The organism is Staphylococcus sp. 17KM0847 (assembly GCF_013463155.1).
GTDB lineage: Bacteria > Bacillota > Bacilli > Staphylococcales > Staphylococcaceae > Staphylococcus.
The window spans coordinates 212,135-238,509 of the sequence record NZ_CP040781.1; the positions used below are offsets into that span (position 1 = coordinate 212,135).

General features: G+C 36.2%; 26 protein-coding genes. 21 read left to right on the forward strand and 5 right to left on the reverse strand.

The genetic code is table 11. The features are described from left to right. Positions 1 to 2 precede the first annotated feature (2 nt). From fdrA to ltrA, 5 genes are all read left to right on the forward strand, one after another. The gene (gene fdrA, locus FGL66_RS01040) at positions 3 to 1,754 is read left to right on the forward strand and encodes an acyl-CoA synthetase FdrA (protein WP_180809770.1); all 1,752 of its coding nucleotides are present in this window, start codon (positions 3 to 5) and stop codon (positions 1,752 to 1,754) included. Further along, positions 1,754 to 3,019, forward strand: coding sequence for a YlbE family protein (locus FGL66_RS01045; RefSeq protein ID WP_180809771.1), 1,266 nt, complete (start codon positions 1,754 to 1,756; stop codon positions 3,017 to 3,019). The genes fdrA and FGL66_RS01045 overlap by 1 nt, the downstream gene beginning before the upstream one ends. Further along, positions 3,016 to 3,765 (forward strand): oxamate carbamoyltransferase subunit AllH family protein, encoded by a 750-nt coding sequence (locus FGL66_RS01050; protein WP_180809772.1) that lies wholly within the window; start codon positions 3,016 to 3,018, stop codon positions 3,763 to 3,765. The genes FGL66_RS01045 and FGL66_RS01050 overlap by 4 nt, the downstream gene beginning before the upstream one ends. Before the next feature lie 12 nt (positions 3,766 to 3,777). Then, positions 3,778 to 4,713, forward strand: a complete 936-nt coding sequence (arcC, locus tag FGL66_RS01055; RefSeq protein ID WP_180809773.1) for a carbamate kinase — start codon at positions 3,778 to 3,780, stop codon at positions 4,711 to 4,713. A 546-nt stretch (positions 4,714 to 5,259) separates the two neighbouring features. After that, complete coding sequence (gene ltrA / locus FGL66_RS01060; protein ID WP_180809774.1) at positions 5,260 to 6,546, forward strand: group II intron reverse transcriptase/maturase; 1,287 nt, start codon at positions 5,260 to 5,262, stop codon at positions 6,544 to 6,546. Between the two features lie 353 nt (positions 6,547 to 6,899). On the opposite strand, the gene FGL66_RS01065 is transcribed toward ltrA, so the two are convergent. The 3 genes from FGL66_RS01065 to thiD form a co-directional block, all read right to left on the reverse strand. Continuing rightward, positions 6,900 to 7,250 carry a cupin domain-containing protein gene (locus FGL66_RS01065; RefSeq protein ID WP_180809775.1) on the reverse strand — a complete coding sequence of 117 codons (351 nt, stop codon included), beginning with the start codon at positions 7,248 to 7,250 and terminating at the stop codon, positions 6,900 to 6,902. A 14-nt stretch (positions 7,251 to 7,264) separates the two neighbouring features. After that, positions 7,265 to 8,218: an NAD(P)-dependent oxidoreductase gene (locus FGL66_RS01070; protein WP_180809776.1), complete on the reverse strand. Its 954-nt coding sequence runs from the start codon at positions 8,216 to 8,218 to the stop codon at positions 7,265 to 7,267. A gap of 216 nt (positions 8,219 to 8,434) precedes the next feature. Further along, the gene (gene thiD / locus FGL66_RS01075; RefSeq protein ID WP_180809777.1) at positions 8,435 to 9,265 is read right to left on the reverse strand and encodes a bifunctional hydroxymethylpyrimidine kinase/phosphomethylpyrimidine kinase; all 831 of its coding nucleotides are present in this window, start codon (positions 9,263 to 9,265) and stop codon (positions 8,435 to 8,437) included. 253 nt (positions 9,266 to 9,518) lie between these two features. Between thiD and FGL66_RS01080 the strand changes: the two genes are divergently transcribed. The 4 genes from FGL66_RS01080 (at position 9,519) to FGL66_RS01095 (ending at position 12,545) form a co-directional block, all read left to right on the forward strand. Beyond that, positions 9,519 to 10,166 (forward strand): uracil-DNA glycosylase, encoded by a 648-nt coding sequence (locus FGL66_RS01080; RefSeq protein WP_180809778.1) that lies wholly within the window; start codon positions 9,519 to 9,521, stop codon positions 10,164 to 10,166. Between the two features lie 13 nt (positions 10,167 to 10,179). After that, the gene (locus FGL66_RS01085) at positions 10,180 to 10,473 is read left to right on the forward strand and encodes a DUF5327 family protein (protein ID WP_180809779.1); all 294 of its coding nucleotides are present in this window, start codon (positions 10,180 to 10,182) and stop codon (positions 10,471 to 10,473) included. Positions 10,474 to 10,488: 15 nt separating this feature from the next. Further along, entirely contained in the window at positions 10,489 to 10,851 is a 363-nt protein-coding gene (locus tag FGL66_RS01090; RefSeq protein ID WP_180809780.1) for a DUF423 domain-containing protein, read from the forward strand. A 242-nt stretch (positions 10,852 to 11,093) separates the two neighbouring features. Next, entirely contained in the window at positions 11,094 to 12,545 is a 1,452-nt protein-coding gene (locus FGL66_RS01095; protein ID WP_180809781.1) for an APC family permease, read from the forward strand. Positions 12,546 to 12,941: 396 nt separating this feature from the next. Here FGL66_RS01095 and FGL66_RS01100 read toward each other — a convergent pair whose 3' ends face one another. Both FGL66_RS01100 and pta read right to left on the reverse strand, forming a co-directional pair. After that, positions 12,942 to 13,796 (reverse strand): lipoate--protein ligase family protein, encoded by an 855-nt coding sequence (locus FGL66_RS01100; protein ID WP_180809782.1) that lies wholly within the window; start codon positions 13,794 to 13,796, stop codon positions 12,942 to 12,944. Then, complete coding sequence (gene pta / locus FGL66_RS01105; protein ID WP_180809783.1) at positions 13,796 to 14,785, reverse strand: phosphate acetyltransferase; 990 nt, start codon at positions 14,783 to 14,785, stop codon at positions 13,796 to 13,798. Before pta ends, FGL66_RS01100 begins: the two co-directional genes overlap by 1 nt. 170 nt (positions 14,786 to 14,955) lie before the next feature. Here pta and hemQ point away from each other — a divergent pair, with 170 nt between their 5' ends. The 12 genes from hemQ to argS all read left to right on the forward strand — a co-directional run bounded on the left by hemQ (position 14,956) and on the right by argS (position 26,346). Next, positions 14,956 to 15,717, forward strand: a complete 762-nt coding sequence (hemQ, locus tag FGL66_RS01110; RefSeq protein WP_180809784.1) for a hydrogen peroxide-dependent heme synthase — start codon at positions 14,956 to 14,958, stop codon at positions 15,715 to 15,717. 306 nt (positions 15,718 to 16,023) lie between these two features. Then, the gene (locus FGL66_RS01115; protein WP_180809785.1) at positions 16,024 to 17,385 is read left to right on the forward strand and encodes an APC family permease; all 1,362 of its coding nucleotides are present in this window, start codon (positions 16,024 to 16,026) and stop codon (positions 17,383 to 17,385) included. 18 nt (positions 17,386 to 17,403) lie between these two features. Further along, positions 17,404 to 18,159 carry a threonine/serine exporter family protein gene (locus FGL66_RS01120; RefSeq protein ID WP_180809786.1) on the forward strand — a complete coding sequence of 252 codons (756 nt, stop codon included), beginning with the start codon at positions 17,404 to 17,406 and terminating at the stop codon, positions 18,157 to 18,159. A gap of 12 nt (positions 18,160 to 18,171) precedes the next feature. After that, on the forward strand, positions 18,172 to 18,636 hold the full coding sequence (locus tag FGL66_RS01125) for a threonine/serine exporter family protein (protein WP_180809787.1): 465 nt from the start codon (positions 18,172 to 18,174) through the stop codon (positions 18,634 to 18,636). A 292-nt stretch (positions 18,637 to 18,928) separates the two neighbouring features. Then, entirely contained in the window at positions 18,929 to 20,470 is a 1,542-nt protein-coding gene (locus tag FGL66_RS01130; protein WP_180809788.1) for an SLC13 family permease, read from the forward strand. Positions 20,471 to 20,600: 130 nt separating this feature from the next. Then, positions 20,601 to 20,936 carry a YuzB family protein gene (locus tag FGL66_RS01135; protein WP_180809789.1) on the forward strand — a complete coding sequence of 112 codons (336 nt, stop codon included), beginning with the start codon at positions 20,601 to 20,603 and terminating at the stop codon, positions 20,934 to 20,936. Between the two features lie 155 nt (positions 20,937 to 21,091). Beyond that, positions 21,092 to 21,652, forward strand: coding sequence for an NAD(P)H-dependent oxidoreductase (locus FGL66_RS01140; protein WP_180809790.1), 561 nt, complete (start codon positions 21,092 to 21,094; stop codon positions 21,650 to 21,652). A gap of 68 nt (positions 21,653 to 21,720) precedes the next feature. Beyond that, positions 21,721 to 22,203 carry a GNAT family N-acetyltransferase gene (locus tag FGL66_RS01145; RefSeq protein WP_180809791.1) on the forward strand — a complete coding sequence of 161 codons (483 nt, stop codon included), beginning with the start codon at positions 21,721 to 21,723 and terminating at the stop codon, positions 22,201 to 22,203. Beyond that, positions 22,204 to 23,526 (forward strand): HD domain-containing protein, encoded by a 1,323-nt coding sequence (locus tag FGL66_RS01150; RefSeq protein ID WP_180809792.1) that lies wholly within the window; start codon positions 22,204 to 22,206, stop codon positions 23,524 to 23,526. Positions 23,527 to 23,572: 46 nt separating this feature from the next. Next, entirely contained in the window at positions 23,573 to 24,088 is a 516-nt protein-coding gene (locus FGL66_RS01155) for a YwhD family protein (RefSeq protein WP_180809793.1), read from the forward strand. 184 nt (positions 24,089 to 24,272) lie between these two features. After that, entirely contained in the window at positions 24,273 to 24,686 is a 414-nt protein-coding gene (locus FGL66_RS01160) for a YwiB family protein (RefSeq protein ID WP_180809794.1), read from the forward strand. A 1-nt stretch (position 24,687) separates the two neighbouring features. Further along, positions 24,688 to 26,346 carry an arginine--tRNA ligase gene (gene argS / locus FGL66_RS01165; protein WP_180809795.1) on the forward strand — a complete coding sequence of 553 codons (1,659 nt, stop codon included), beginning with the start codon at positions 24,688 to 24,690 and terminating at the stop codon, positions 26,344 to 26,346. Positions 26,347 to 26,375 lie beyond the last annotated feature (29 nt).

Below are 26,375 nucleotides of genomic sequence, written 5' to 3' on the forward strand. Positions count from 1 at the left end.
TTATGCTTTATACAGTAATAAAAGAAAACACTTATCAAGATTCAATAGTGCTGATGTTACTTTCGAATAAATTGAGCGGTATTGATGGCGTCAATAAGGCTTCTGTAATGATGGGGACGCCTGCAAATAAAGATATCTTTAAGTCGTCTGGATTAGGAACAGAAGAATTAGAGCAAGCGGGTCCAAACGATATTGTTATCGTTATTGATACAGAAGATTCTGAAAAAGTTCAAATAGTGCAAGATGAGGTTGAAGCAGCATTAAAAGGTGAATCTGAAACAACGAATGATTCAGAGGTAAAAGAAGCAATCAGTTGGAAGCAAGCATTAGATTTGGCCGATAATCCTAATTTAGCATTAATATCGATCCCTGGAACATACGCAGCTATGGAAGCAGAGAATGCTTTAAATCATAACTTGAATGTATTTATGTTTAGTGACAATGTTCCAAAAGATGAAGAGGTTAGACTTAAAAAGTTAGCGCATGAAAAAGGATTGCTCGTAATGGGTCCTGACTGTGGTACCGGTGTTATTCATGGCGTGCCTTTAGCATTTACAAATACAGTTAATAAAGGTGATATAGGAATCATTGGTGCGTCGGGTACGGGTATTCAAGAGGTAACAACGATTATTGACCGGTTAGGACAAGGTGTTACAAATGCGATTGGTACAGGTGGTAGAGATTTATCTACTGAGGTAGGTGCCATTACAATGATAGATAGTATTAAAGCACTTAACGCAGATCCAACTGTTAAAGTCATTACTGTTATTTCTAAACCGCCAGCAAAAGAAGTACAAGAAAAAGTAATGAACACATTGAGAAATATCGAAAAACCAATAGTTACATTATTTTTAGGACATAAACCAACTTATGATGAGCAAAATATTTATAATGCTTATACATTGGAGGAAGCAGCGGTCGTATCAGTTCAACTTTCAAAAGGTGAAAAACCATCCTACGAACCACATTGTGTAGGGGATATTAGCGTAAATCTACAACCTGAACAACAAGGGATTAAAGGTTTTTACTCAGGTGGAACGTTAGCATACGAAGCAGCAATTTTAATTCAAGATGCATTGAATTTAACAGGTGAACATGAAGAAGGATATACATTGAAATCTAAGATGCACGAGGTGATTGACTTAGGTGATGATATGTATACGCAAGGTAAACCTCATCCAATGATTGATCCAGAAATCCGTAAAGAAAAATTAAGACAAGCAGCAGATGATGACCAAGCAGCAGTGATTATGCTTGATAATGTCATAGGTTATGGTAGTCATGATGATATGGCGAGTGAACTTGCGCCGATTATTTCAGAAGTTATTCATAAAACACGTGAACAAGGTCGTGAAATTGTAGTGCTTGCGACAGTAGTAGGTACAGAACAAGATTATCAAGGTTATCATCGTCAGCAAAACATTTTGAAAGACGCAGGAGCAGTCATTTGTGATACGAATGATCAAATGGTACGTACAGCTATTGCGTTAATTGGTGGAAAAGTAGAACAACCAGAAAAAACAGTAGAGACATTTGATGTTATTGAAGACACATTAACTGTGGATGAAAAAGTATTAAATCTTATTAATAACAAACCAAGCGTTATTAATATTGGTTTGAAAAGTTTTACAACAGCCTTACAGGATCATGATGCCAAATATGTACAGTTCAATTGGAAACCTATAGCAGGTGGCAATACAGAACTTATTAAAGTGTTACAGTTTTTAAATCATTATAAAGAGGAGGCTAAATAATGAATTTCAAGACAATAGATGAAGCGAACCGAGCGGTTGTTGATAAAGTGATTGCTGCGTCTCCATTTTTAACAGATGTTGTGCCAGCGCATACTGTTATTCCAGAACTTGAAAAGCATGTCCTATTACATGCAGGACCACCAATGACATATCAAGATATGACAGACCCAATGCAAGGTTCGTGTGTCGGAGCAATTCTATTTGAAGGTTGGGCAAAAGATGAAGCAGCAGCACGTCAACTTTTAGAAGAAGATAAAATTAAGTTTATACCGTGTCATCATGTCAATGCGGTGGGACCAATGGGTGGTATCACTTCTATGAGTATGCCTGTTCTTGTTGTTGTAAATAAAGAACATGGCAACGAAGCCTATTGTCAAATGAATGAAGGTATTGGAGCGGTATTGCGCTTTGGTGCTTATAATGAACAAGTTGTATCAAGACTTCATTGGATGAAAGATGTACTTGGTCCTACTTTGAGCAAAGCACTACGCTCAATTGAAGATGGTTTGAATATCAATGTATTAATCGCTAAAGCAATTGCAATGGGTGATGAGTTTCATCAGCGTAATATTGCTGCGTCATATGCATTTTTAAGAGATATAGCACCTATTATTTCAAACCTTGAAGATGTGACGCAACAAGATAAAACAGATGTCTTACAGTTTTTATCAGATACCGACCAGTTCTTCTTAAATATTGCAATGGCTACCGGAAAATCAATGATGGATGCTGCGCGTACGATAGAAGCAGGTACAATTGTAACTGCAATGTGTCGAAATGGTAAAGAATTTGGGATTAGAATTGCAGGGATGGGTGATCAATGGTTTACAGGCCCTGTTAATACGCCACAAGGTCTATATTTCACAGGTTATTCAGCAGAAGATGCAAACACAGATATTGGAGACTCAGCTATTACTGAAACAATTGGTGTAGGTGGTATGTCTATGATTGCAGCACCTGCTGTAACACGATTCGTTGGAACAGGTGGATTTAATGATGCACTTGAAACATCTAACGAAATGATGGAAATTTGTACAACAGAAAATCCAAACTTTATTATTCCAACTTGGAACTTCAAAGGCGCACCATTAGGTATTGATGCGAGAAAAGTAGTTGAAACAGGTATTACACCAGTGATTAATACAGGTATTGCACACAAGATTGCAGGTTATGGTCAAATTGGTGCTGGGACAGTACATCCACCCATTGAATGTTTCGAAAAAGCGATTACTGCCTATGCTAAAAAATTAGGGTATCAATCTTGATATGTCATGCCCAGTCTATGGGCAACTATGCCCATGACTATTTAAAGGCGCCACATCTTGTTGTGCATAGCATATTTAAAAAAGGATTCAATATTATTAATCAAGATAATAGGCTGATATTTATAGGGACAGCAGAAAATGGCTTGTTTCCATTTGGTATTAATATCGATGAACAGACGAAAAAAGTAGTATTAGATCGTATTAAAGTTGGACAGTCTGTATTACTAAGGAATAATTGCTTATATTTTAATGAAGTTATTTTAAATTTAAATTGCAATATTATTCAATTTACTAAACCTGAATACTATCAGCTCAATTTTGAAAGCGATATTAAAAAAATAGACTTTAGTCATTATGAAACAACAGACTTTAAAAGACGGAATATTCAGTTATTGATGGATGATTTGAAAGCAGCTCAAGATAAAGGCATGTTGAAGTATTTTATCGGTCGAGGAAATGGTTTAACACCTACTGGAGACGATATTTTAGTAGGGATGTTATTGGTCCATACAATAAAACCATTTATTTCATCCACAAAACTTACGTATATCAATACGTTGTTAAAAGAAGATTGTACGACACAAGTGAGTAAGCAGTTTTTGCAATTAGCCATTGAAGGAATATTCAGCTCCCGTTTAACAGATTTATTTGACGCTACCAACGTCGCAATAAATATAGAACGCTTATTAAATGTCGGATCTTCATCAGGAAAGGATACCGCCTATGGTATCTTTTCTGCTTTATAAAGGAGGATAACTATGGGGAAAAAAGTTGTTTTAGCTTTAGGTGGTAATGCGATATTAAGACCTAAGCAAGAACCTACTTATGAAAATCAATATGATAATGTAAAAAAAGCCAGTGATAATATGATTCGTATTAAAGAAGCGGGTCATAATATTATTGTAACACATGGCAATGGACCACAAGTTGGTAATATTATTGCTCAAAATGAAGCAGCAAAGGATATTATTGCACCACTTCCTATATTTATTAGTAGTGCAGAATCACAAGGGTTCATTGGCTTTATGCTTGAAACATCACTAAAAAATAAATTACGTGCAGCACAAATTGATATTAATGTTATCACTTTAATGACTATGGTTGAAGTAGATAAAAATGACACAGCTTTCAATCATCCTACAAAGCCGATTGGTGTCTTTTTTACAGAGGAAGAAGCTAAAAAATTAGAAGAACAAAAAGGTTATGATATGGTAGAAGATGCAGGAAGAGGCTTTAGAAGAGTTGTTCCTTCGCCAGAACCCCAACATATTCATGGTGTTGATGCAATCAATCAATTGGTAGATAACACAATTATTATATCATCTGGTGGTGGAGGTATACCTGTCTATCGAGATGAACAGGGAGATATTCATGGTGTTGATGCAGTAATCGATAAAGACAGATCTGGTTTGAAACTTGCACAGCAAACACATGCAGATGTATTTATGATGCTCACTGATGTTTCCAATGTATATATCAATTGGGGAAAAGAAAATCAGAAAAAGTTAACACATATGACTGTTGAACAGGCAGAACAGTATATTGAAGAAAATCAATTTCCAGAAGGTAGCATGTTACCGAAAGTTGAAGCAGCTGTTGAGTTTGCAAAAACAGGAAAAGAAGCTATTATTTGCGCTTTAGAAGATGCAGTTGATGCATTAGCAGGTCGTGCAGGTACTAGAATAACATTATAATAATTTATATTTATGGTGGGACGGCATAGTTGCTGTCCTTTTTAGGTGCGCCCGGCATGGGTAATAACTTGACGGTGAAAGTCCGTTACAGGCTTGGTAGTAGGAACTGTTGGCGAAAGACAAGGGTGTCCATCGTGAGGTGGAATCTGAAGGAAGTCGGACGCAAACACTCGCGCTGACGAACAGAAATATCATATTAAGGCTATGTAGAATGGACGAGTTTGCCTAACACGATAAAGTCCGATACTACCCGAGTTCTATATAGTAAATGATGCAGTGATGTGAGTGGAAAGTGATTACGCTTACCCGGGGAGGTCTCATCAGCGACAGAATGCCGTAGTAACAACGAATGATGAGAAGTCAGCAGAGGTCATAGTAGGTAGAAATACTGAAGGACTGAACAATATTCATACAAAGTAAAGAATGGAGGTTATAGATTTACGATGTACAGAAAACGGTAAGTACCGGCAACTTATAGAGAGATAAGTAGTGGAACGAAAAAGGGTATATAAGTGTGTACAGTAAATCTTAGGTGAAATGAAAGAAATGTATCGTGAGTCTCCATCACTGATGGAGCTTGTTGTAAGACCAAGTAACATTGAAAAAGCGATTAAGAGAATTAAGAAAAACAAAGGAGCACCTGGAATTGACGACATGAAAGTCAGTGAACTGAATGGACACTTTGCGCAATACTTTCCACAAATTAGGAAGAAACTGCTTGATGGCACATATAAACCACAAGCAGTAAGGAAAGTTGAAATCCCGAAACCAAACGGGAAAAAGCGTGTGTTGGGAATTCCTGTCGCTAGAGATAGAGTTATCCAACAAGCCATTAAACAAGTCATTGAACAGAAAATCGACCGTACATTCTCAAAACACAGTCATGGCTTTAGACCCAATCGCAGTACAGGCACTGCACTTAAGCAATGTGCAACGTACTATGAAGAGGGCTATTCGGTCGCAGTTGATTGTGATTTAAAACAGTGCTTTGACATGCTGAACCACGATAAGTTGATGTATTTATTTGAACGTCATGTTCAAGATAAAGCAATTTCAAAGTTCATTCGTAGAAGTTTACAAGTTGGAGCGATAGACCTCAACGGTAACTACAAAAGTAGGGAAATTGGTGCGCCACAAGGTGGCGTTATATCACCGCTACTATGTAACATCTATCTACATGAATTAGATAAAGAACTGGAAAAACGTGGACATCGTTTTGTTCGTTATGCCGATGATTTTGTCATCTTTGTGCGTTCAAAACGAGCAGGTCAACGTGTCAAGGAAAGTGTGACAAAATTTATCGAAAAAGACCTTAAACTCATTGTAAATAAGGAAAAGAGTAAAGTAGGTGCAGTCACACATTTAAAGTTCTTGAGTTGTCTAATGACCAAAGTAAATGGCATTTATCGTTTCAGACCGACTATGGAAGCCAAAGGGAATTTAAAACACTCCTTAAGACGTCTAACGAAACGAAATAGACCAGGGACCTTCAAAGAGATTATAACAGAAATTAATCAAGTGATTCGAGGGTGGATAAATTACTTTGGTAGAGGTTTTATTAAAGATTTTATAAAGAGGTTACAATCTTGGTTAAACCGACGCATTAGACAACTAATTCTCAAAAGATGGAAGAACCCAAAAACGAAATACAAGATGTTACATAAATATGGACTTGATCATAAAAGTGCCATGAAAATCGCACAATCGCGTAAGAAGTATTGGCGACTCTCAAGCACCAAAGAAGTCCATCTCGCGCTTACAACAAAACAACTCTACAAGTGGGGACTAATACCGTTAGTCGAACTTGCAGAGTTGGCTTACGCAAGATATTGAACCGCCAAGTACGGGTCCGTACGCTTGGTGGTGTGAGAGGACGAATAGTCAATTAATGGCTATTCTCCTACTCGATTATGGAATCGGATAGCAAACGCATTTTCATAAAAATTTTGGAGTCTCGCCTTAATTTAGTAAAGCGTGAAACATAAGGAAAATGGCTTTAAATAAGGGTATAAATAGCAGTAAATGTCCAAAGTGAAAAGACATTTAGAAAATTTTTGCTTCTAGTTATCTTAATCATAATAGGGGATTGAATATATAGATAAAACCCTAAAGTATTTAGAAAAGTGATTTGTCAATACTTTAGGGTTGTCTTTAAAGAGAGGTTTGTTTATGGCGTAATTAAGAGGCTAGCATTCAATAAAGTCAAGTGGCATCGGTGTGGCAAATCCAAGCATTACAAAGTTTTCAGTGCCTTTGTTGTAGACACCATGAATGTCACCAGGAAAAGAAACGATAATATCTCCTTTAGAAATTATGCGTTTTTCATCATGATTTGTAATGAACTCACCGGTACCTTCTAGCACAATCCATACATCGTCTGCTTGTGCGTGTTTATGGGGCTTTAAAAATTGTCCCGGTTTAATACACCATACTGCACCTGCAGATTGTTGGGATTGATAAAAAATATTCTTCTTTGCTTCAAAGTCACAATATTGATGTAATGTATCTAATTTAAAATAGCGTTCTTTTGTACACATAGCAATCATCACTCCTAATTCACAATATAATCAGGTGTTTGTCCATTGGATTTTTTGAAGATATTTGTTGTAACAATTTCAGCCATCATGTCACGTGCTTCAAAAGTGGCATTACCGATATGAGGTGTAATGACAACATTGTCTAAAGTTTTCAACTTGTCATTAATTTCAGGCTCAAACTCAAAAACATCTAAAGCAGCACCTTCAATGATTTGCTTCTCTAAAGCATCTGCTAAAGCAGCTTCGTGTACGATAGGGCCTCTTGACGCATTGATTAAATAAGCGGTTGATTTCATCATTTCAATTTCTTTTGTATCAATCATATGTTTCATTGAAGGATTGTAAGAGCAGTTGATTGTGATAAAATCTGCTGATTTAAGTAACTCTTCTTGAGAAACATATTGAGCATCTAACATTTTTTCTTTTTCCTCGTGACGTGTAGGACCACAGTATAAAATATTCATATCAAAACCTTTAGCTCTTTTTGCAACGGCAAATCCAATTTCACCTAGACCGATAATACCAATCGTTTTGCCAGAAACTTCTCGACCACGGAAAAACAAGGGAGCCCAACCATTAAAACCAGTCGTTCTGCATAATTGATCGCCTTCGACAACACGTCTTGCAGCAGCTAATAAAATTGCTATTGTTAAATCGGCAGTCGCATTCGTAGAAGCATTGGGTGTATTGGTGACATCAATATTTTTTGAACGTGCATAAGCAACATCGATGTTATTAAAGCCGGCTCCATAGTTTGCAATGATTTTTAATTGGGGTGCAGCATCAATAACTTCCTTGTCTACATTAGTTGATAATAAACTAATCAAAGCATCTTTGTCTTTAATTTTTTCGATCAGAACCTCTTTGGTAATGAGCTTTTCACCTTCAAATACATCAACATGCTCAAAATTTTTTTCTAAAAAATGCATACCTGATTCAGGTATTTCACCAGCAACTAAAATTTTCATTTATGTTTCCTCCTTATCATTCTGTTGTAATTTCATTATAAGATAAGAATTATAGTTCGTTTAGCACAAAAATGTATATTATAAAACATCTATTTGTTTACTTAGCACAAATTTATGGTGGGCGTTTTTTTAATGTGTAAGTGTATAATGAAGAAAAAGAAAGAAAAAACCCTAAATTCCAGATCGTCCTACCGGAATTTAGGGAGAATATATCAATTAGATTTCTGTTACAGTTACTTCAACTTTTTCAATACGGTTATATGCACCATGATCAACGGGCCCAACAAACGCATTCATTTTCCAACCATTTTTAATAGCAGAAGCAACGAATGCTTTGGCATTAATCACGGCATCTTTCGGAGGTTGTCCATTTGCTAAATTTGCCGTAGTTGCAGCAGCAAATGTACATCCTGCTCCGTGGTTATAACTTTGTTGGAACATATCTGTTGAAAGTTGGTAGAAGGATTGTCCGTCATAGTAAAGGTCATATGATTTATCTTGATCTAAAGCTTTGCCCCCTTTAATAACAACGTGCTTTGCCCCTTGCTTATGAATAATTTTAGCAGCTTTTTTCATATCATCAATAGATGTTAATGAACCCAGTCCAGACAGTTGCCCCGCTTCGAAAAGATTTGGCGTAACGACTGTTGCTTTAGGTAGCAGATATTGAATCATAGCTTCTGTATTTCCGGGATTTAAGACTTCATCTTCACCTTTGCATACCATAACAGGGTCTACAACAAAAAATTTGGCACCTGATTCAATAAAGGCTTCACCCGCGCGTTTAATCACTTCTTCTGTTCCGAGCATTCCTGTTTTAATCGCATCAGGTTTAATACTAATAGCCGTTTCGAGTTGTTTGTTGAATACTTCGAATGGAATAGGTGATACATCATGAGCCCATGTTGATTTATCCATTGTAACAATTGCAGCAAGTGCCACCATTCCATATGTATCAAGTTCTTGGAATGTTTTGAGGTCAGCTTGCATACCTGCTCCCGCACTTGTATCAGAACCTGCAATTGTTAATACTTTTTTTAATGACATATAATATACACTCCTTTAGTTTGCTAAATGTAACGTTCACATATTTTGTAGCAATTGCGTGTGAGCTTTACAGTGAAGATTAAGGAAATCCTACTTAATCACTATAATATCATTGACGGCAAGTGGAGTACAGAAAATATAAAGATAATTAATAGAGGATTTAGTCGCATATACAATACTTATTTGGTCAATGCTATATGTTACTGCAATTATCATTTAAACCTATGTTAAAATATGGACTGAGGTGATATTGGTGGAGTGGTCAACGATTTTTCATGATATTACGACAAAACATGATTTTAAAGAGATGCATGACTTTCTTGAGAGGGAGTATGCAACGGAAATTGTATATCCTGCTCGTGAAAATATTTATCAAGCATTTGAATTAACGCCATTTGATAAGGTTAAAGTTGTGATTTTAGGTCAGGATCCTTATCATGGGCCGAACCAAGCACATGGACTAGCATTTTCAGTACAACCTAATGCTAAGTTTCCGCCATCATTGCGCAATATGTATCAAGAGTTGGCAGATGATATAGGATGTCATAGAACAACCCCTCATTTACAAGATTGGGCAAGAGAGGGTGTGTTATTGCTCAATACGGTATTAACTGTCCGACAAGGTCAAGCACATTCTCATCGTGATATTGGTTGGGAAATTTTTACGAATGAGATTATTAAGGCAATTTCGGCATATAAGTCAGATGTAGTGTTTATACTTTGGGGTAAGCCTGCGCAGCAAAAGATACGTTTAATTGATACGACAAAACATTATATTATTCAATCACCCCATCCGAGTCCTTTGTCAGCATATAGAGGGTTTTTCGGTTCTAAGCCTTATTCTAGAGCGAATGATTATTTAGTGAAACATGGGATTGACCCTATTCATTGGTGTGAGTAAAAGGAGTGAGTTTATGCAAAAAGGAAATTTGTTACAGTTGTTAGAACGAGAGTTAATGCAAGCAGATCAAGCTGTGTCGGAAGCGGATTTTGAAAAACATATTTATGCTATTCATACATTGACAGCTTTATACACAGGAGCGTCGCAATCGACAGTCACACATACACAGTCTGTATCATCAACATCTGAAGTTACAGCTGAAGAAATTCGTATGATGGGGGGACATGTTGAACCAACTCAAACATCTAATCATCGTCTTGTTACAGATGACGAAATCGGTAACGGAGAATCTATTTTTGACTTCTAAAAGGAGGAATATTATATGAAAGTATTTATTATTTTAGGTGCTATTAATGCATTGATGGCTGTTGGGACAGGTGCATTTGGTGCCCATGTTCTAGAGGGTAAGCTATCCGAGCATTATTTATCTGTCTGGGAGAAAGCGACGACGTATCAAATGTACCATGGTTTAGGTCTTATATTGATTGGGATTATCGGTGGCACACTTAACTTAAATGTGGGATGGGCAGGCTGGCTCATGTTTTTAGGTATTGTTTTTTTTAGTGGTTCATTATATATATTATCGACAACACAGATCAGTATATTAGGTGCCATTACACCTATTGGAGGCATACTTTTTATTGCCGGTTGGTTAATGTTAGCCATTGCATCATTCAAATTATAATATATCAAAGACGTACTTTATTTTGATTGTTTGTATATAATCAGATAATGTACGTTTTTTATTTTTTTGAAATAAATATTTTAAAGTTATGCTATGAAAAATAGAGTTCATATTCTTTTTCTCAGCTCATAAAAACTTTTGCTATGTCAATGTATTTCATGTATGATAATTGCTTAAACATTAAATATATCGTTATTAAAGTTTTATCTAGGGTATAAAGGATATTAGGGGTGAATAGTAATATGTCAAAAAATAATAAAAAACCTGACCGTGGCGACTTACAACAAAATTTGTCAGAAAAATTTGTATGGGCAATTGCATATGGTTCTTGTATTGGTTGGGGGTCTTTTATATTGCCGGGTGATTGGATCCAAACATCGGGACCCATTGCTGCATCCATTGGCATTTTTATTGGGGCATTATTAATGATGATTATTGCAGTAAGTTACGGTGCTCTAGTAGAACGATTTCCTGTTTCTGGTGGCGCATTTGCATTTAGCTTTTTAGGTTTTGGACGTTATATTAGCTTTTTTTCATCATGGTTTTTAACATTTGGGTATATTTGTGTTGTAGCACTAAATGCCACAGCGTTTAGTTTACTGATTAAGTTTTTGATACCTGATGCAATTGCAGTGGGCAAATTATATACTATTGCAGGTTGGGATGTTTATATTACGGAGATTATTATTGCATCAGTTTTACTACTGGTATTTATGGTTATTACGATTCACGGTGCTAGTGTATCGGGTTCGTTGCAATTTTATTTCTGTGTCGCAATGGTTATTGTCGTTGTTGCAATGTTTATTGGATCGTTTTTTGGAGAGAGTTTTTCACTCGATAATTTACGACCTTATCAAGGCCCTCAATATGGTTGGTTTCAAGCCATCGTAATGATTGTATCCGTTGCCCCGTGGGCATATGTTGGTTTTGATAACATTCCGCAAACAGCTGAGGAATTTAATTTCTCACCCAATAAAACATTTAAGTTGATTGTATATAGTTTATTAGCTGCAAGTGCAACGTACATCATGATGATTTTATATACAGGGTGGTTAACAGCACCACAAGATGAACTTTGGATGACAGGTGCAGTAACACGTGAGGCATTTGGTACAATAGGATTAGGCGTATTAGCAGTTGCGATTATTATGGGGATTTTTACAGGATTGAATGGTTTCTTATTAAGTGCGAGCCGTTTATTATTTTCGATGGGGCGTTCAGGTATTATGCCGACAGTCTTTAGCAAGTTACATCCACGTTACAAAACCCCGTATGTTGCTATTATCTTTTTAGTTGGATTAACTTTAATTGCACCGTGGTTAGGACGTACAGCACTGACATGGATTGTAGATATGTCTTCCACAGGTGTATCTATTGCATACTTTGTTACATGTCTTGCAGCGGCAAGGTTATTTAGCTATGATAGGCAAAGTAAGACATATGGTCCGGTTTATAAAACATTTGCCATTATCGGATCAGTGATTGCGTTTATTTTTCTTATTTTATTATTAGTGCCAATATCACCAGCTTCATTATCATTACCGTCACATATTGCATTAGGGTTATGGTCACTATTAGGACTTGTTTTCTTCTTCATTCGACTGCCGAAGTTACGACGTATGGATAAAGATGAATTGTCACAGTTGATTTTAGATACACGTAAAAAAGATGTAGAACGTATGATTGAAGATTAGTCATGAGACAAGACGATATCAGTGTACTTTGTGACTAAAATGTGATTGAAAACTACAAAAATATAATAATTCGTAATAAATTAATGAAATATTAATAATTCTTTCCCAAAAACTTATTAAAACGTGGTACATTAGAACCAAGCAAAAGATGTGGTCTGTAACCATCAATCTTTTTATGCTTTTCATTTTCAAAAAAGTTCTCCAATAATAAGGTCCGTTAGTTCTTATCATGTAGCGATGATAGAACTAACGGACCTCTTTTTTGATGATTGCGTGTAGTGGAAATGTAATGCGATCATGCTTGCACATTTTATTTAATAGAAAAGAATAGAAACTTAGACGTATAAATCGTTTCTACCTCAGTTTTATGAGTAAATGATTAAGCCATTTTATAGATTAAATGCTGTCATCATGATAGTCGAGTTGCGCATTAATTTTAGCATTACGCACAATCATACGATCATAATAATATTCGTAACGTGACCATTCATCAGCTGTGATGGCATCAGTGTTCAAGTGTCCCCCTAAATCTTTAATCGCATATAAGAGTTTGAACATTACATCTTGTACAGTAATTGGACGTCCTAATAATGACTCCAAAGAAGCCATACATGTTGGATCGATATGTGGGTAATTGAATTTTGTAACTTCACCTTTTAATGCACGTGTGTAAAAATCACGCATCAGCAGTGCACGTTCAGAACCAGAACCTTCTACACATAAGTAAATTTGGACTGCAATACCACCACGCACACGACGTTGTGAGATGCCAGCAAATTTTTTATTATCAATACTAAGGTCGAATTTTCCCGGGCAATAAGAGTGAACAATCTCGTGAGTATGAATATCTATATCTTCATCTTCAAACATTTTACAGATAAGCATGTACATTACAGTAAAAGCCTCGTCAATAGATACTTCTGTCTTGCCTTTAAACATGAGAGAAATATTTAATACACCTTGATCAAGGACAACACCGAGTCCGCCAGAATTGCGCACAATTGCATTGTAGCCACGTTCATTTGTTAATAATGAAATGCCATCGTTGAGGTAAGGTAAACGTGAATCATGAATACCTAGAATAACAACATGCTGATGTACCCAAGTTCTCACAACATTTGGCGATAAGCCTTTGCCGACACTTTCTGAAAATGTATCATCAAATGCAAAGGATTGCATGGGTTCAAGACCAGTTGTATGGTCTATATAACGCCATGCAATACCATTGAAATACTTTGTAGCTAAATCCATTATTGCAATGCTTGTGCTGCTGTAATAATAGATAGATTGTATACGTCTTCTGAAGAGCAACCGCGTGATAAGTCATTAACAGGAGAGTTTAAACCTTGTAATACAGGACCTACTGCATCATAACCACCTAAGCGTTGTGCAATTTTATAACCGATATTACCTGCCTCTAAACTTGGGAAAATAAATACGTTAGCATCACCTTGAATTTTTGCATCAGGTGCTTTTTTCTTAGCTACTTCAGGCACAATGGCAGCATCGAATTGAAATTCACCATCGATAACAACATCTGTTAAGTTTTCAGATGTGACTTTTTCTTGTGCAAGTTTAACAGCTTCTACAACTTTTTCAGTATCATCAGACTTCGCTGAACCTTTTGTTGAGAAACTTAACATAGCTACACGTGGTGACATACCAAAACTTTGTGCAGATTTGGCGCTTTCAATCGCAATTTCAGCTAAATCTGATGCGCCAAGTTCTGGGTTGATGGCACAGTCACCAAAAATATATTGTTTATCTTCTTTAATCATGAAGAAAATACCTGATGTTTTTGAAACGCCGGGTTTTGTTTTGATGATTTGTAATGCTGGACGGACAGTATCAGCTGTTGAATGGGCAGCTCCACTTACAAGACCATCTGCTTTACCAGCGTAAACAAGCATTGTACCAAAGTAGTTAACATTGTTGAGTAGTTCTTGTGCTTGTGCTTCTGTTGCTTTACCTTTACGGCGTTCTACAAATTTGTTTACAAGGTCTGCTTTAAGTTCGCTTGCATCAGGTTGAATCATTTCAACACCTTCAATGTTCAAACCTTTATCGGCAGCAAGTGCTTTAATGTTATCCACATTACCTAACACAATTGGAGTAACATAATCAGAAGCCTGTAATTCAACGGCCGCTGATAAAACGCGTTCATCTTCTCCTTCAGGTAATACGATGCGTACATTTTTACCTGATAATTTGTCTTTTAAAACATTTAATAAGCTAGACATAATAGTCCTCCTTTTACGTTCCTATATCAATCATTTCCGTTTATCATTATACGCTATTTAATACAAGATTTCCAAGACGTGAAATTTATGGGTTTTATTTCATTTTAGTATAATGCTTGTGATACTATTTACATGTAGATGAATTTTATAAAGATGAAGGAGTGTTCGGAATGAGTCACGCAGCTGAAACTTTAGATGGATGGTATAGCTTGCATTTATTTTATGCAGTAGATTGGGCATCATGGCGACTAGTACCAGAAACAGAACGCATGGAGATGATCGCTCAATTTGAATCACTATTGACTGAACTCAAAGGTGCTAAAGATACAGGTGAGGGAGATCATGTTGCTTACAATATTGCAGGTCAAAAAGCAGATATTTTATTATGGTTTTTACGACCTGACATGAAAGCATTAACTGCAATTGAGACGGCGATTAATAAGCTACCTATTGCAGATCACTTTATTCCAACATATTCATATGTGTCGGTGGTTGAGTTGAGCAATTATCTTGCAGGCAAATCAGATGAAGACCCTTATGAAAATCCACATGTCCGTGCACGTCTCTACCCACAATTACCGGAGACAGACTATATTTGTTTTTATCCAATGAACAAGCGTCGTAATGAGACGTACAACTGGTATATGTTATCAATGGAAGAACGTAAAAAATTAATGTATGACCATGGCATGATTGGTCGTAAGTATGCAGGTCGAATCAAACAGTTTATTACGGGATCTGTTGGTTTTGATGATTTTGAGTGGGGCGTGACGCTTTTCTCAGATGATGTATTACAGTTTAAGAAAATCGTATACGAAATGAGATTTGATGAGACGACTGCACGTTACGGAGAATTTGGTAGTTTCTTTATTGGCAATAAGTTAGATCAACAAACGTTCCGAGAAATGATGGCAATCTCTGTTGAAAAATAAGAGCAGTTATTACTGGATATTAAAAGACAATATCGTCTCATCTATCCACAATAGGTGAAGGTATTAACATAAGAGTCGCACCCCTGCATGGTTGTACATCATGTGGGGGTGCGTCGTTTTAATATTACAAAAAAGTGGCATTTATCCGTCCCCCTTTTTCATATATTTTCTCAATAATATTAATGCTTAAAAAGCCCTCTTAAACAAGCTAGGCCACCTTTTGTTAAGAATAAAGTTCTGTATTAAACGTATTCATGTTATAGTAAAAGCATTAAAAGACTAAATGGATAAAGGGGAGACAAGGCAATGGATTCGGAAAAGCAAACTTTGAAACCCACGATAGGTCTATTTACTGCAGTAACAATCATTGTTGGAACAATTATAGGGTCGGGGGTTTTCGTAAAACCGAGTTCTGTACTTGAATATGCTGGAACAAGTAATTTGGCATTGTGGGCATGGTTGCTCGGTGGGTTACTTACACTTGCATCGGGATTAACAATAGCTGAAGTGGGTGCACAGATTACGCGTACAGGTGGCTTGTATGCATATATTAAAGATATTTATGGCTCGTTTTGGGGCTTTTTAACAGGGTATACTTTGACTGTTTTGTATGGTCCAGCAATCATTGTATCACTCATTTTGTTTTTAGGTATTTTGATTACTAATTTTTTTGCGCTTGATACATTTTGGACAATTCCTATTGGTAGTGGCATATTTTTATTTCTATTACTACTCAATATTGCTGGGACATACTATGCGAATGCAATGCAAAATGTTACGACACTTGCTAAACTTATTCCTATTTTTGCAATTGTTGTGTTTGGTCTTGTTTATGGTGAATCCGGTGTCTTTGGTAGCGATGTGACGCAAATTATTATGAACAATGATGGTACAGTTAATTTTGGTCGTGCAGTATTAGCGACATTGTTTGCATACGATGGATGGATTATGCTAACCACAATGTCTGGTGAAATGAAAAATCCACAGAAACATTTACCACTCGCCATGTTAATCGGTATTTTGATCGTGACGTTTGTTTACTTGATGATCAATATCGCTGTTTTTAAAACTTTACCAGCTTCAGAAGTCTATTTATTTGGTAATCGTGTAAGTGCTGAAGCGGCGACAATACTATTTGGAAGTATTGGAGCTAAAATTGTAAACATCGGTTTGATTATCTCGATTATTGGAACGTTGAATGGCAAGTTAATCACGTTTCCACGTATTCCATTTGCGATGGCGCAAGATAACTTATTACCTTATTCTCAATATATTCAATACGTTAGCAAGCGTTTTAGTTCGCCAATTGGAGCACATATCGTGATGAGTGGTTTGACATTGCTGATTTTAACGTTGAGTATCGTTTTTCCAACCATTTTTGATGCAGACTATTTATCTGAAATCACGATATTTATTATTTACTTTTTCTATATGGCATCATTTGTAGGATTATTTATTTTAAGAAGACAAAATAAAGGAAAGCCTCGTGCTTTTTCAGTTCCGTTTTATCCTATCTTACCATTACTCGCTATGGGTGGTGGACTCTTTATTGTTATTAATACATTCATTTCAGACCCACTTGGTTCTGGTATTGCAATTATGGGTCTATTGTTCGGTATTCCACTGTACTTATTCACAGTTAAAAGTCAGAAAACGAATAAGTTTTAAAAAAAGAAGGTGACAACGATGACAAAATCAAAACCATCTGATCAAGATGTAATGAATATTGTAATATTGGCTGGTCGTATTTTATTAGAATGTGGTGCAGAGGCAAATCGTGTAGAAGATACAATGCACAGAATAGCAGCAGCCTATGGTTATGAAGAAACACAAGGATATGCTTTGAATATTTTTATTAATTTTTCGTTGTCACCTGATCATGATACACGTATGGTGAAAATAAAAAAGAATGACACAAATTTGCGTAAAGTTTTTTTGGTTAACCATATATCACGTCAAATTGCACAACAAAAGTTATCATTTGACCAAGCATATCAAACCTTAAAGCGTATTGATAGAGAGCAAAACCGCTATGTATTATGGCATAAGATGTTATTTGCTGGTTTGATTTCAATGGGCTTTTTATATTTGCAAGGTGGTTATTGGGAAGACTTACTTCCAGCTGTTCTTGCAGGTGCATTAGGATATTTTGTGACAGAATATATGAAAGGGAAACAATTGACACTGTTTATTCCGGATTTATTAGGGGCTATTGTCATTGGTCTCATTGCTATTCCAATTAATCATTGGATTGGCAGTCCCAACTTAGGTGCTACAATTACGGCTGCTGTAATGCCTATCGTTCCGGGCGTGTTGATTACTACGGCAATCCAAGATTTATTTGAGCGACATATGTTGATGTTTACCGCAAAGTTTTTAGAGGCGATTGTTACCTCTTTTGCAATTGGTGCAGGTATTACAACAGCATTTCTTATTCTATAAGGAGGTTGAGTTATGGCGATTCCAATTATTTTCATTTGTAGTTTCTTAACCTCTTTTTGCTTTGCATTTATTTATGATGCACCAAGACGTTTATTTTTACCAGCTGGATTATGCGGTGGATTTGGCTATTTAATCTACCATTTGACACAAGTTGAATTTGGTATTGATGGGATATATGCAAGCTTATGTGGTAGCTTTGCGCTTGGCATTATTAGTCACCTTATGGCACGTCGATACAAATCTCCTGTGATCATTTTTATGATTCCAGGCATTATTCCGCTTGTACCGGGAAGTATTTTTTTAAAAGCAACTCAAAAATTACTTACATTAGAATTTAATGAAGCAAGTGATATTTTTGTGCGTGCTACATTAATTGCTGGTGCTATTGCTGTTGGCTTATTAATGTCTGATCAAATTTCAAAATCGTTTATCCGCAAGCCCATTGCAATTATTAAACCTAAAAACGCTCAAAAATAAGAGGTGTATCTCGTTTTTTGAAATAAATCAAAAATAGCGTATCACAAGCTTGAAGTGTATGTGTATTATTTGGGGTTACTGAGTGCGGAGTGGTCATATCTCGTATATGATTGCTCCGTATTTTTATGCCATGATAAGAAGAAGTTATAGCATATAGGAGGTTATTTGTATCATTTGAAGGCAAGAATATTGTGAAAGTATATATCATAATAACGTTTTAATGTGATATACTATTTAAAAATGTGTTATGTTTTATGGTGTTGTAAGGGAAAGTTAGCAAGGGGGGACTCACATGACAAATCCAAAAGAATCACGTTTATTGACGTTTTTTACAGTTAAAAAGAAAGATCCATCATATACATTATCACAGCTAATAGGATTGGTTTTAGGACCTTTACTGTTTGCGTTGATTTTGTTATTTGTACGCCCAGATGATTTAAGTTTTAAAGGGTTATATGTTTTAGCGATTACAGCATGGATTGCCGTATGGTGGATTACAGAAGCTATTCCAATTCCGGCGACAAGTTTGCTACCGTTAATCCTAATGCCACTGGGTCATGTTATGGATAGTGCAACGGTATCTGCACAATATGGTAACGATATTATTTATCTGTTTTTAGGTGGCTTTATTTTAGCTGTTGCAATGGAGAGATGGGATTTGCATACGCGTATTGCATTAACAATTATTAATAATATTGGGACAAGTACAGGGCGTATTCTACTGGGATTTATGGTAGCAACAAGTGGCTTATCGATGTTTGTATCTAACACGGCTGCTGTAATGATTATGATACCGATTGGACTTGCAATTATTAAAGAAGCATACGCATTGAAAGAAGATCATCAAGATGATAGTAGTATTATGAAGTTTGAACGCTCACTTGTTCTAGGTATTGGTTATGCTGGAACAATTGGTGGGTTAGGAACATTAATTGGAACACCGCCACTTATTATTTTGAAAGGACAGTATGCTACAAATTTTGGTGAAGAACTCAGTTTTGCAAAGTGGATGATTATTGGCGTGCCGACAGTTATCTTACTTATTTTTTTAGCGTGGCTATATTTTAAGTTTATTGCATTTCGTCATGATATGAAGACATTGCCGGGTGGAAAAAAAGTAATTGAAGATAAGCTCACTTCATTAGGTCAGGTAAAATATGAAGAAAAAGTTGTTTTTTGTATTTTTGTACTTGCATCATTTTTATGGATATCACGTGAATTTTTATTATCAAAGTGGCAATTTACTGAATTGATTGCTGATGGTACGATTGCCATGTTTGTATCGATATTGTTGTTCTTAATTCCGGCTAAAGATCATCATAAACGTATTTTAGATTGGTCGGTAGCCAAAGAATTGCCATGGGGCGTACTATTGCTCTTTGGCGGGGGTCTAGCTCTAGCAAAAGGTATTCAAGAAAGTGGATTAGCAGCATGGCTGGGGACACAAATGACGCTACTTAAAGGTGTCAGCCCCATTATTATTGTGATTGTTATTACTGTGTTTATTCTTTTTTTAACGGAGATTACATCAAATACGGCGACTGCAACAATGATTTTACCTATTTTAGCAACATTATCAGTAGCTATTAATGTACATCCATTGTTGTTGATGGCACCTGCAGCAATGGCAGCAAACTGTGCGTACATGTTACCCGTAGGAACGCCACCCAATGCCATTGTTTTCGGAACGGGTAAGATACAAATTAAAGAGATGGCAGTTAAAGGTTTTATAATGAATTTAATCAGTATTGTTGTGATTATTCTGGTTGTCTATTTTGTTTTACCGCCTGTTTTAGGTATAGATATTACACAAAGTATTCCATTACATAAATAAGAAGACACTGATTACAATGTGATACACTTCGTATGCTTTCTATACGTCTAGTCATCGAGTGAAAACCTTGAAAAAAACTCAAAAAAGAGTAAAATGATTAGAGTTATTAGGCTAAGAGAGGTGGAGTTAGGTGAAAAATAAATTCATGGTTTGTGATGATTGTCAAGCAGTTAATGTAAAAAGTGTCACGAACAAGTTGAAAAAGTTGGACCCTGATGCTGAAATAGAAATAGGTTGTCAATCATACTGCGGGCCAGGGAGACGTAAAACATTTGCATTTGTTAATAACCGTCCACTTGCTGCACTCACTGAAGAAGAACTTATGGAAAAAGTTGAAAAACAGTTACAAAAACCACGTGATCCGGAAGAAGAGGAACGCCTGAGAAAGCGTAATGAAGAACGCAAACGTCGCAAAGAAGAGCAAGATCGAAAGTTGAAAGAAAAACTTGCTAAGCGTCAACGGTAATAACGTGTTCAAAAACAAATAAACAGTTAGTGAGCCGAATTCATTGTTATGAGTTCGGCTTTTTACATTATTTGGTGAATCATATATTTTATGAATAATGTGTGGGTAATATGGGAATAAAGTGACTATAATAAAGATAAAAAGGGATGTTTTCTATGATTACAGTATTATTTGGAGGATGTCAAGAACAAGAAAATACAGTAGCTTTGACAGAACAAGTATTACGTGGACATGATTATAGATGGTTGAATTTAGAGAAAATAGTGGATAACGCATCATTACGAGATAAACAAATAAGTGATATGACGTATCAAGATAATACGGTATGTCAACAAGCTGTTTCACAAGTGTTGGAGAGTCATACAGTGCTTTTGGTATCACCAGTATGTTGGTATAGTATGAGTGCATCATTACATGAGTTTATCGGAATGTGGTCTGAAGCACTGGAAAGCCCATCGTTTCAGAGTGCTAAAGAACGCATGGCAGATATTAATTTTCGACTCATTTTAATTGGTGAAGATAGTCCGCGAATTAAAGCTTTGCCTTGTGTACAGCAAGTTGAATATAGTTTACAGTCTTTAGGTGGTCACTTACAAGATTATTTAATTGGCTGTGTAGAAGAAGCGGGAGATATTTTTAAAGATAGTTATGCGATTAAGGAAGCGACACGTTGGAATGAACAATACACTTTAGATGCTGTGGGAGAGGCAAAATAAAGCGATTTATAAATAAAACTTGTGGTATAATGAAAGGTATTCAACAAAGCATATGAGGAGCGAAGACTATGACATATGAAGTGAGAATTGCGACACCCGAAGATGTTATTGGCATTCGTGATGTTGCCACAAAGGCTTGGTATAATACTTATTTAAATATATATGCCGCAAGTACGGTTAATGACTTACTAGCAGCTTCATATAACGAGACACATCTCTTAAAAAGACTAAAAGAACAACTTTTTTTAGTAGCCATAGAAGACGATATGGTTGTCGGTTTTGCGAATTTTATCCAAGGTAGTGAACTTTATTTAGCGGCACATTATGTTCGACCGCATTCACAAAACAAAGGGTATGGACGTTTATTGTTGGAAAAAGGACTTGAATACTATAAAGGTCAATATGACACTGTTTATTTAGAAGTGGATAAACATAATGAAAAGGGTGTATCGTTTTACGAACGTGAAGGCTTTGAGGTCGTTCGTACATATGAACATATCATGTACGGAGAAACGATGTCTCTTGCATTGATGAAAAAAGTATTAGTCTAAATGGCTATTGAGGAGGAATGTCTAGTGGTAGTAACATCTTATGCCAATCACAAGCTACCTGAAGAAAAGGTATTTAAAGATCCGATACATCGCTATGTTCATGTCCAAGATCAGCTGATTTGGGACTTGATCAAAACAAAAGAATTTCAGCGATTGAGACGCATTAAACAACTCGGAACTTTGAATCTTGCTTTTCATACGGCAGAGCATAGCCGTTTCGGTCATTCACTAGGTGTTTATGAGATTGTAAGGCGCATGATTGATGAAACATTTAGAGGGCGTGAGGCTTGGCATAATGAAGATCGACCACTTGCAATGTGTGCAGCATTGTTACATGATTTAGGGCACGGCCCATTTTCTCATAGCTTTGAGAAAATATTTGGAACGGATCATGAAGCGTTTACACAAGCGATTATTACAGGCAATACTGAAGTGAATCAAGTGCTTAAACGCGTTTCACCATCATTTCCAAAAGAAGTTGCAGAAGTGATTAATAAAACACATCATAATAAACTTGTGATTTCAATGATTTCATCGCAGATAGATGCAGACCGAATGGACTATTTACAACGAGATGCTTACTTTACGGGTGTGTCGTATGGTGCATTTGATATGGAACGTATATTACGCTTGATGCGACCTTCTCGAGATGAAGTTTTAATCAAGGAAAGCGGGATGCATGCAGTTGAAAGTTTTATTATGAGTCGTTATCAGATGTATTGGCAGGTATATTTTCATCCTGTAAGTCGAGGAGGAGAGGTCCTGCTCAATAACTGTTTTATGAGAGCAAAATATTTATATGAACAAGGTTATGCATTTAAAGTTGCACCACGTGACTTCGTACCATTTTTTGAAAATCGTGCAACAGTAGAAGAATATGTGCGATTGGATGAGACAGATGTTATGTTTTACTTGAAGGAGTGGATGCATGAAAAGGATTTTATTTTAAGTGATCTTTCAAGACGTTTTATACATAGGGATTTATTTAAATATCTACCGTTTGATGATGGTTATCTCACGCAAGCAGAACTAAAAGATTTATTTACGCAAGCGGGTATAGATCCAGATTACTATTTTGTCAGTGATTCCTTTTCGGATTTACCATATGATTATGATCGTCCCGGTTCAGATCGTCGACCGATTCATCTATTACAAGCAAATGGAGATATTAGAGAAATAAGCAGTCAATCACGCATTATTTCAAGTATTACAGGTATCAAACGTCAAGATTATAAGTTATATTATCCGAAAGAACGTATTCTTAATATTCAAGACCCTCAACTTAAAGGGACAATTATTAATTTATTGAATGAACTCAAATAATATGGCATGTTGTAAGAGAGCCAAGGTTTTGAATGGAGGTTTCGTAGTGGCACAGAAAAAGGGCTTTAATTTTAATATCATCAAAAATGACCCACTCGATGGACATAGAGGAACGAATATTGGAGCGATTAGTTTAGACAATATTGCACCGGTATTTATTGATATTGATGCACAAGAAGCATTTATTGATATTGGAGCAATGCATGCACGTGCAGAAGTTGAAAAAGGTGTGAAGTGGATTACGGAGAAAGAAACCGTTGATGTCGAAGGCGCTAAGGCATATTGGTTATGTTGGGTTACGACGGAGAGAGGGGAACAAGGACCTTATTATGCAGGACTCACGGCCGCATACCTACTTGTAAACAAAAAAATTCGACGTGGCTTTAAAAGTATGCCTGAACATGTCAATATGATGGATAAATCGATGAAGCATCGTGTGATTGTAGACCATATTGGAGCAGATAATAAACGTATTTTAGCGCAATTTTTAAAGCAGCATAATGCAGAAATGTGGCGTAATTCAAGTGAAATATTGCACCAATCTTTAGAATCAGAAGAATAAGTATGTAGTATACAATAGGGCAAAGACATAAGCATATGTCTTTAGCCCTTAAAATATAGATACATATCTACTGGAATATCGAAATATAACGGTAGATTGTTCGCTTCAGGGATTGACGCTTTTTTATAGAAAGAGTATGTTATAATGACTTGTATTATTTATTAAATGTAAGGTGGCTGACGCTGTGGAACAACATGTAAAGGTTCAGGTACATCAAACTGTAAAGCAAGGTGATACTAAGAACCACTTTAACCATCAAACACAAGGTATACACATCAATAAAAATGCGTCATTTATTCGCTATGATGAAACGAGTGACGAAGCGCGTACAACACATGTCACAGTAAAAATAACAGATGCCGACGTGAAAATTATACGCAAAGGTGATGTGAATATGACATTGCATTTTGTAGAAGGGCAAGATACGATAACATATTATCATATTGCTGAAGGGAAAATGGTTTTTACTGTTCGTACATTACGTGTTTTACATTTTGTGACACCTGAAGGCGGTAAGCTGAAAATACACTATAAACTTTACCAAGAGAATCACTTAATAGGTACTTACCAATATGAACTGACATACAAGGAGTGTTAGCATGAACGTTATAGATCAAGTTAAGCAGACGTTAATTAAAGAAATTGAAAAGAGCATTAAACAAGCAGAATTGGCGGATGAAGTGCCAAATATTAAGATTGAAATCCCAAAAGATGTACAAAATGGAGATTATTCAACAAATATTGCAATGGTATTAACAAAAGTGGCAAAGCGTAATCCACGTGATATTGCTCAATTGATTGTGGACAACTTAAACACAGAAGCAGCACATGTCAAAGCGGTAGATATTGCTGGACCGGGTTTTATCAATTTTTATTTAGACCCTAGTTATTTACATGTTGTTATTGATGATGTATTAACTCAAAATGAAAAATTTGGATATGCAGAAACACCTAAGAATGAGAAAATACTTGTAGAATATGTTTCAGCGAATCCAACTGGAGATTTACATATCGGTCATGCACGTAACGCAGCAGTAGGTGATACATTAAGTAATATTTTGGAGGCTGCTGGGTATGATGTAACACGTGAGTATTACATTAATGATGCAGGCAACCAGATTACAAATCTAGCTAAGTCTATTGAAGCACGTTATTTACAAGCACTTGGTGAAGATATTGCTATGCCTGAAGATGGTTATCATGGAAAAGATATTATTAATATTGGTCAAGATTTGGCGACGACACGTCCAGAATTACAAAAAATGCCTGAAACGGAGCGCATCGAAGTATTCCGTAAATTGGGCGTAGACTATGAAATGAAAAAGTTACGTCAAGATCTATCAGACTTTAATACACATTTTGATCATTGGTTTAGTGAAACAAGTCTGTATGAAAAAGGTGATATCCAAGCTGTGTTACAAAAAATGCAAGATTTAGGATATACATATCAGAAAGACGGTGCGACGTGGTTGCGCACAACAGACTTTAAAGACGATAAAGATCGTGTATTAATTAAGAAGGATGGGACCTACACGTATTTTTTACCAGACATTGCATACCACTACGATAAAATCCAACGTGGCAATGACAAACTAATTAATCTTTTCGGAGCAGACCACCATGGTTATATTAACCGTATTAAAGCCTCTTTGGAGACATTTGGTGTGGATAGCAGTCGTCTAGAGATTCAAATTATGCAGCTTGTACGTCTTATGCAAGATGGTGTTGAAGTCAAAATGAGTAAACGTACAGGAAATGCAATTACATTACGTGAAATTATGGATGAAGTAGGTGTAGATGCTGCACGTTATTTCTTAGCAATGCGTAGCCCGGATACACACTTTGATTTTGATATGGCTTTAGCAAAGTCACAGTCACAAGACAACCCTGTTTACTATGCGCAATATGCACATGCGCGTATTTGTTCAATTTTACGTCAAGCAGAGGAACAAGGCTATAAAGTCACAACAAAAGGTAATTACAATACGATTGTTAATGATAAAGCGATCGAATTATTGAAAAAAGTAGCAGAGTTTGAAATGATGATTGAAGGTGCCGCGGAAGCACGTGCACCACATCGTGTTACGAACTACATTCAAGATTTAGCTGCACATTTTCATAAGTTTTATAATGCAGAAAAAGTATTAACAGAAGATGTTGACAAAACAGTCGCACATCTTGCATTAATTGATGCAGTTCGTATTACATTGCGCAATGCACTGCGTTTAGTAGGGGTATCAGCACCTGAAAATATGTAGTAGTATGCTAAAAGGGCATTGAATAGGTA